Origin of the sequence: Parvibaculum sp. (genome assembly GCF_035511255.1) — a bacterium.
Taxonomy (GTDB): Bacteria; Pseudomonadota; Alphaproteobacteria; order Parvibaculales; family Parvibaculaceae; genus Parvibaculum.
This window is the reverse complement of record NZ_DATKFR010000175.1, coordinates 1-7,010: the sequence shown is the minus strand read 5'-3', so window position 1 is coordinate 7,010 and position 7,010 is coordinate 1. Positions and strand designations below refer to the sequence as shown.

At 65.0% G+C, this 7,010-nt stretch carries 7 protein-coding genes; 3 read left to right on the top strand and 4 right to left on the bottom strand.

Going from position 1 to position 7,010, the window contains the following annotated elements; translation table 11 throughout:
- The coding region (locus tag VMR03_RS06385) for a 4a-hydroxytetrahydrobiopterin dehydratase (RefSeq protein ID WP_325403387.1) at positions 1–287 on the bottom strand (287 nt) is incomplete at its 3' end.
- 65 nt (positions 288–352) lie between these two features.
- Here VMR03_RS06385 and VMR03_RS06380 point away from each other — a divergent pair.
- Positions 353–763 carry a metallopeptidase family protein gene (locus VMR03_RS06380; RefSeq protein ID WP_325403385.1) on the top strand — a complete coding sequence of 137 codons (411 nt, stop codon included), beginning with the start codon at positions 353–355 and terminating at the stop codon, positions 761–763.
- Here the strand turns inward: VMR03_RS06380 and thpR are convergent.
- From thpR to VMR03_RS06365, 3 genes are all read right to left on the bottom strand, one after another.
- Positions 751–1,332 carry an RNA 2',3'-cyclic phosphodiesterase gene (gene thpR, locus VMR03_RS06375; RefSeq protein WP_325403383.1) on the bottom strand — a complete coding sequence of 194 codons (582 nt, stop codon included), beginning with the start codon at positions 1,330–1,332 and terminating at the stop codon, positions 751–753. The genes VMR03_RS06380 and thpR overlap by 13 nt on opposite strands.
- A gap of 146 nt (positions 1,333–1,478) precedes the next feature.
- Positions 1,479–2,525, bottom strand: coding sequence for an aldo/keto reductase (locus VMR03_RS06370; protein WP_325403389.1), 1,047 nt, complete (start codon positions 2,523–2,525; stop codon positions 1,479–1,481).
- A gap of 88 nt (positions 2,526–2,613) precedes the next feature.
- On the bottom strand, positions 2,614–3,255 hold the full coding sequence (locus tag VMR03_RS06365) for an arylesterase (RefSeq protein ID WP_325403381.1): 642 nt from the start codon (positions 3,253–3,255) through the stop codon (positions 2,614–2,616).
- A 312-nt stretch (positions 3,256–3,567) separates the two neighbouring features.
- Here VMR03_RS06365 and VMR03_RS06360 point away from each other — a divergent pair, with 312 nt between their 5' ends.
- Entirely contained in the window at positions 3,568–4,257 is a 690-nt protein-coding gene (locus VMR03_RS06360) for an ABC transporter ATP-binding protein (RefSeq protein ID WP_325403379.1), read from the top strand.
- On the top strand, positions 4,254–6,812 hold the full coding sequence (locus VMR03_RS06355) for an ABC transporter permease (RefSeq protein WP_325403377.1): 2,559 nt from the start codon (positions 4,254–4,256) through the stop codon (positions 6,810–6,812). The genes VMR03_RS06360 and VMR03_RS06355 overlap by 4 nt, the downstream gene beginning before the upstream one ends.
- Positions 6,813–7,010: the final 198 nt, after the last annotated feature.

The window sequence follows — 7,010 nt, the reverse complement described above, 5'->3', positions numbered from 1 at the left end:
CCCGCGATCCTGTCCATGAATTTCGCCATCGCCACGTCGCGTTCGGAAACGCCTTTCGCGTCGTGGGTGGTCAGGGTCACCTCGACCCTGTTGTAGACGTTGAACCATTCGGGATGATGGTCGGCCTTGTCGGCGGCGAGCGCGACACGAGTCATGAAGCCGAAGGCCTCGTTGAAATCCTTGAAGAGGAATGTCTTTTCTATGGCGTCGCGTCCCCGCACCTTGGTCCAGCCCTTGAGTTCCGAAAGAGCCTTTTCGCGCGCCGCGCCGCTCAGTTTCTCGACCATGATCTTCTCCTCACGTTGCGGGCAGAGCCTCGCCTGCCTAAAGTCGTCATGCAAGAGAGGATGTGATGGACTGGAAAACAATCAAGGCGCCAAGCCTCGAAGATTTCGAGCGGATCGCCGGCGAGGCGTTCGCACGGCTTCCGGAGGAATTCCGGTCGCGCTGCGAAGGGCTGGTGATCCGGGTCGAGGATTTTCCGACCGATGAAGTTCTCGACGCGATGGAGCTCGAAAGTCCCTTCGATCTCCTCGGGCTCTATCACGGCACCGGCGAGCCCTACGAGCTCAGCAACCGGACGACCAAGCTCCCGGACATGGTCTTTCTCTACCGCCGGCCGATGCTCGACTACTGGGCCGATTACGACGAGACGCTGGGCCACATCATCGCCCATGTGCTGATCCACGAAATCGGCCATCATTTCGGCCTCTCGGACGCGGCCATGCATGCAATCGAGGACGCCGCCGATCACTCGTCGTGAGGCTCGAAATCCGGATAGAGGCGTTCGATCACATAAGGCCCGCCGCCGGTGCTGGTGCGGGATGAGAAGAGAACGCTGCGCGTCACTTCGAAACGCGGACTCGCGAAAAGATTATTCGCCTCGACGAAACGGTAGGCCTCGTCCGCCTCGCGGCCACGCAGACGGGCGAGCGTCACATGCGGCGTGTAGTTGCGCGTTTCGGGCGGAAGCCCGACGCGGCGGATCGCGTTTTCATGACGTTGCTGAAGAAGGCGCAGCGGCTCCGTCATTTTGACGCCCGCCCATACCGCGTGAGGCCTCGCGCCGCCGAAAGCACCGACGCCTTCGAGTTCGAGCTCGAAAGGCACGAAGGGAATTTCGGCGAGCGCCGCATCGACGTCGTCGGCGACATCCTCCGGAATGTCGCCGATGAAGCGCAGCGTGATGTGGAAGTCCGCGCGCTCGATCCAGCGTGCACCCTCGAGCCCGCGCTGGAGCCGCATCAGCCGCTCGGCGATCTCGTCGGGAATTTCCAGCGCGGTGAAGAGGCGGATCATGGGGTTCGTTCGGCCGGTGTCGATGACCTTCACTCTATAGCCCTCCCCCCTTGAGGGGGAGGGTTGGGAGGGGGGTAGGCTGCAGGAAAGAGTCTCGCGAAGAAGTCCCCCCACCCGATCGGCTTCGCCGATCGACCTCCCCCTCAAGGGGGGAGGTGTCGATATCTTCCTGCGGCTGATTACGGACAGGGGTTCGGCTGGTCGAGATGGGCGGCGGCGATGTCGGTTTCGAGTTCCTTCGTCCAGGCGATCTCGCGCGAGGTCACGGCGAGTTTCAACTGCTCCATCGTCGTCGCGCCGATGATGTTCGAGGTCACGAAGGGTCGCGTCGTCACGAACTGATTGGCGAGTTGCGAGGCGTCGAGCCCGTGCTTTTCGGCGATGGCGAAATAATTCTCGAAGGCATGGGCGGCCTTGGGCGTCTCGTAGCGTTGCAGGCGGTTGAAGAGCTGCTTGCGCGAGCCTTGCGGCAGGGCGCCGTTGCGATACTTGCCGCTGAGATAGCCCTGCGCCAGTGGCGAATAGGCAAGGAGGCCCACGCCTTCCTGATGCGCGATTTCGGCGCCGCCGAGTTCGAAGATGCGGTTGGTGAGGTTGTAGGCGTTCTGGATCGACTGGACGCGAGGCAGGCCTTTGGTCTCTGCGTAATGCAGAAACTTCATCGTGCCCCAGGGCGTCTCGTTCGAAAGGCCGATATGGCGCACCTTGCCGGCCTTGACGACCTCGCCTAGCGTTTCGAGGATTTCGTCGATCGGATGGCTGTCGAAGTCGACATGGGTATAGGTGAGCCCGCCAGCGCCGAAAAGGCTGACCGGACGATCCGGCCAGTGGAGCTGATAGAGATCTATATAATCCGTCTGCAGACGTTTCAGGCTCTTGTCCACGGCTTCGAGGATCTGCTTGCGACTGTGCTCTGTCGGCGATTTGTCGTCGCGCAGCCAATCCATCGGCGAGCGGCCGGCGACTTTCGAGGCCAGGATCACCTTGTCGCGGTTCTTGCGCGCCTTGAACCAGGTGCCGATGATGGTTTCGGTGCGCCCCTGCGTTTCGGCCTTGGGCGGCACCGGATACATTTCCGAGGTGTCGAAGAAATTGATGCCCTGGTCGAGCGCGTAATCCATCTGCGCGTGGCCTTCGGCCTCGGTGTTCTGCTCGCCCCAGGTCATGGTGCCGAGACAGATCGAGCTGACCTTGAGGCCCGTGCGGCCGAGTTCGCGATATTCCATTTCGCCGGGTTTCATTGAGTGCCCCTGTGGCATGTCCCTTCGCGGGATCGTTGCTGATGCTGGATGCGCGGGACGGACGCCCCGCGAATTATTTTGCCGCCGGCCTCGCCCCGAGTTCGCCGATCAGCGCCTCGACCTTCGGCGCGATGCGGGCGGCGATGATCGAGACGCCCTTGGCGTTCGGATGCATTCCGTCGGCGAGGGTGAGGCCGGGCGCGACCGGCTTGCCGTTCAATTCGCCGGCGACCCCGTCGAGGAAGAAAGGATAGAAGAGGAGCTTATGCTCCGCCGCGAGCTCGGGAAAGATCGCGTTGAAGTTTCTGGCGTAGTCGGCGCCCATATTGGGCGGCGCGATCATGCCGGCGAGCAGGATCGGAAGGCCGCGCTTGCGAAGCTGCGTGACGATGGCTTCGAGATTGGCGCGGGTCAGCTTTGGGTCGATGCCGCGCAGCGCGTCGTTCGCGCCGAGTTCGAGGATCACCGCGTCGGCATCGGGACCGACGGTCCAGTCGAGGCGCGAAAGCCCACCCGACGTCGTGTCGCCGGAGACGCCGCCATCGATCACGACGACGTCATGGCCCTTCGCCCTCAGGCGTTTCTGGAGCTGCGGCACGAAGCCCTCGTCGGGCCCGAGCAGATAGCCGGCGGTCAGGCTGTCGCCGAGCGCGACGATGGTGACGGGCTTTTCGGCGGCGAAGGCAGGTGCCGTGAGGGCGGAAAGAAGAAGCACGGCAAAAACAACGAAGCGATTTGAGCGGCTGAAGCCCTCCCCCACCGCTTGTTCGCCTTTGGCAGACAAGCCGCCAAAGCGGGAGGGCGAGGGTTGGGAGGGGGGTAAGCTCAGGAACGAGTCTTGCGAAGAAGGCCCCCCGCCCGGAACGCTGCGCGTTCCGACCTCCCCCTCGAGGGGGGAGGTAGAAGGTAGGCGATCATCATCCGCCGTTATCGCCCGCGCCGCTGGCGCTCGCTTGTAAATCCCTGCAAACATGCCATATCGGCCGAGGGCTCTCCAAAGGGCAGGCAGGAAAATGCGGGCGGTCAATTGAGCGACACCATTATCGAGCTTGAAGGTCTGAAGCTGAGCCTGCCCAGTGCGGCCGGGCTGGTCAACATCTTGCGCGGCATCGATCTCAAGGTCGCGCGCGGCGGCACGGCGGGGCTCGTCGGTCCTTCGGGGTCTGGCAAGTCGACGCTCCTGATGGTGCTGGCGGGGCTTGAGCGGCCGAGCGAAGGCCGGGTGAAGGTCGCGGGCGAGGATCTGACACGGCTCGGCGAGGACGGGCTCGCGCGCTTCCGTCGCGATCATATAGGTATCGTCTTCCAATCCTTCCACCTCGTGCCGACCATGACGGCGCTCGAAAACGTCGCCGTGCCGCTTGAATTCGCGGGCAGGCCGGACGCCTTCGCGCGGGCGGAGACGGAGCTTCGCGCCGTCGGCCTCGGCCACAGGCTTTCTCATTATCCAGGGCAATTGTCGGGCGGCGAGCAGCAACGCGTCGCGCTGGCTCGCGCCGTCATCGGCGATCCTGAAATCCTGCTCGCCGACGAGCCGACGGGCAATCTCGACCAGACGACGGGCGAGGGCATCATTGAGCTGATGTTCGCACTGCATGAACGCAAGGGGACGACGCTCGTCCTCATCACGCATGACGAAAAACTGGCCGCGCGGTGCGGGCAGGTGATCCGGCTTCGCGACGGGCTCGTCGAACAGGCGGAGGCGGGCGCCGCGTGAGTTCCCTTCCTCTCGCTCTTCGGCTGGGCGCCCGCGAGCTGCGCGCCAATTTCGCGCAAGGCTTCGCGGGCTTTCGCATCTTTCTCGCCTGCCTCGCGCTGGGCGTCGCGGCGATCGCGGGCGTCGGTTCGGTTTCGACGGCGCTGACGCGCGGGCTCGCCGAACGTGGCCAGGAGATTCTCGGCGGCGACGTCGATGTGCGGCTCATTCATCGCGAGGCGGACGCCGCCGAACTCGCCTTCCTCTCGAAGGGCAACACGGTGTCGCGCTCGGCGGAACTTCGCGCCATGGCGCGCACCGCGGCGAACGACAAACAAAGCCTCGTCGAATTGAAGGCCGTCGACGGACGCTATCCGCTCTACGGCGCGATGGCGTTGTCGCCGGAGATGCCGCTTGCCGACGCGCTGGCGATGCGCGACGGCCATTACGGGCTTATCGCCGAACCCAATCTCGTCTCGCGGCTCGGATTGAAGCCGGGCGACGAGGTGCGCATCGGCGAAAGCACATTCGAACTCCGCGCTGAAATCCGCCACGAGCCCGACCGCGTCGGCGACGGTTTCGCGCTCGGGCCCCGCGTGATGATCGCCGAAGCGGCCTTGCCCGCGACCGAATTGGTGCAACCGGGAAGCCTCGTCAATTATCACTATCGTCTGCGCTTCCCCGAAAGTGCGCGCGACGTGCCGGCGATCAAAGCCTGGGTCGAGGCGCTTCACACCGCTTTCCCCGATGCCGGATGGCGCGTTCAGGACCGCACAGACAGCGCGCCCTCGATGCGGCGTTTCGTCGAACGGGTCGCGCTCTTTCTCACCTTTGTCGGATTGACTGCGCTCACGGTCGGCGGCGTCGGCATCGCCAATGCGGTCAAATCCTATCTCGACGGCAAGCGCGAGGTGATCGCCACCTTCAAGTGCCTCGGCGCGCCAGGCTCGCTCATCTTCGCGATCTATCTGACGCAGGTGATGGCGCTTGCCGTTGCGGGGATCGCGGCCGGACTCGCGCTCGGCGCGGCGGTGCCCTTCGTCACGGACCGGCTTGCGGGCGATCTCATCCCGGTGCCGGCGGTGCTGGCACTCTATCCGGGTCCGCTACTGCTCGCGGCCGCCTATGGTTTCCTCACCGCGCTCGCTTTCGCGATCTGGCCGCTCGCGCGGGCGCGGGAAGTTCCGGCGGCGAGCCTTTTCCGCGCGCTGGTCGCGCCGGAGCGGCAATGGCCGCGCCCGATCTATATCGCCGCCACGGCGGCGACGCTTCTCACGCTCGCGGCGCTGGCGGTGGTCACGGCCGAGCAGCCGCTTTTCGCCTTGTGGTTCATCATGGGCGCCGCCGGCGTCTTCGCGCTGCTGCGGCTCGCGGCACTCGGCGTCGGGGCGCTGGCGGCGCGGCTGCACGGGACGGGAGGCCGGGGGCGCTCGCCGGAGATGCGGCTCGCACTCGCCAATCTCTACCGGCCCGGCGCGTCGACCGCCGCCGTCATGCTGTCGCTCGGCCTCGGGCTCACGCTTCTCGTCACCGTGTCGCTCATCAACGGCAATCTTTCGGGCGAGATCATGAAGGAGCTGCCGGGCCGCGCGCCATCCTTCTTCTTCGTCGACATTCAGCCCGATCAGTCGGACGCTTTCGAGCAATTCATCCGCGCGACGCCGGGCGTGACGAAGTTCGAGCGCGTGCCGATGCTGCGCGGACGGCTCGTTGCGCTGAAGGGCGTGCCCGCCGATCAGGTGAAACCGGCCTCGGGCGCCGAATGGGCGCTCAAGGGCGATCGCGGCATTACATACGCCGCCGCGCCGCCGGAAAACTCGAAGCTCCTGAGCGGAAGCTGGTGGCCGAAGGACTACAAGGGGCCGCTGCTCGTCTCCTTTGCCGACGAACTGGCGACGGGGCTCGGGCTCAAGGTCGGCGACCGGATCACCGTCAATATTCTCGGCCGCGAACTCGAGGCGACGCTCGCCAATACGCGCGAGGTGGACTGGCAATCGCTCGGCATCAATTTCGTCATGGTCTTTTCGCCGGGGGCGCTCGAAGCGGCGCCGCATACGGAACTCGCGACGGTGACGATGGACGAAGCGGGCGAGGCGGCGCTCGAACGGGCGGTCGCGACGCGGTTTCCGAACGTCACATCGGTGCGCGTCAAGGAGGCGCTCGACGCGGTCAACGCACTGCTCGGGCAATTCTCGCTCGCCGTCCGCGTCACCGGCATGGTGACGCTCGCGGCCGGTATCCTCGTTCTCGCCGGTGCGATGGCGGCGGGGTTCCGTGCCCGGGCGCGTGACGCGGTCATCCTCAAGGTGCTCGGCGCAACGCGGGCGCGTGTGCTCGGCATCTATGTGCGGGAATATGCGGCGCTCGGGCTCTCGACGGCGCTGGTCGCGGCGCTGGCCGGCAGCATTGCCGCCTGGGCCGTCGTCGCGATCGTGATGGAACTCCCCTGGCATGTGCTGCCCGGGACGCTCGCGCTTACGGTTCTGGGGGCCACCGCCGCGACAATCGGTCTCGGTCTTCTCGGCACCTGGCGGGTTCTGTCGGTGCCGGCGGCTTCCATGCTGCGGTCGGATTGAGTCGATCCGGCTTAACTCCGCATAATCGTTACATTTTCTTTATACGATCTTTCGGCCTGTCAAAGGCCCGGCGCGGTCCATTTTCCTTGAAATTGCCGGATTGAGAGCCAATATTAAAACCGCACTATCAGGAGGGTGCAGAGATATGGCCAATTTTGACCAAGACAGGCTGCGGAGCGGCGTCGGCGTAGCAACCCC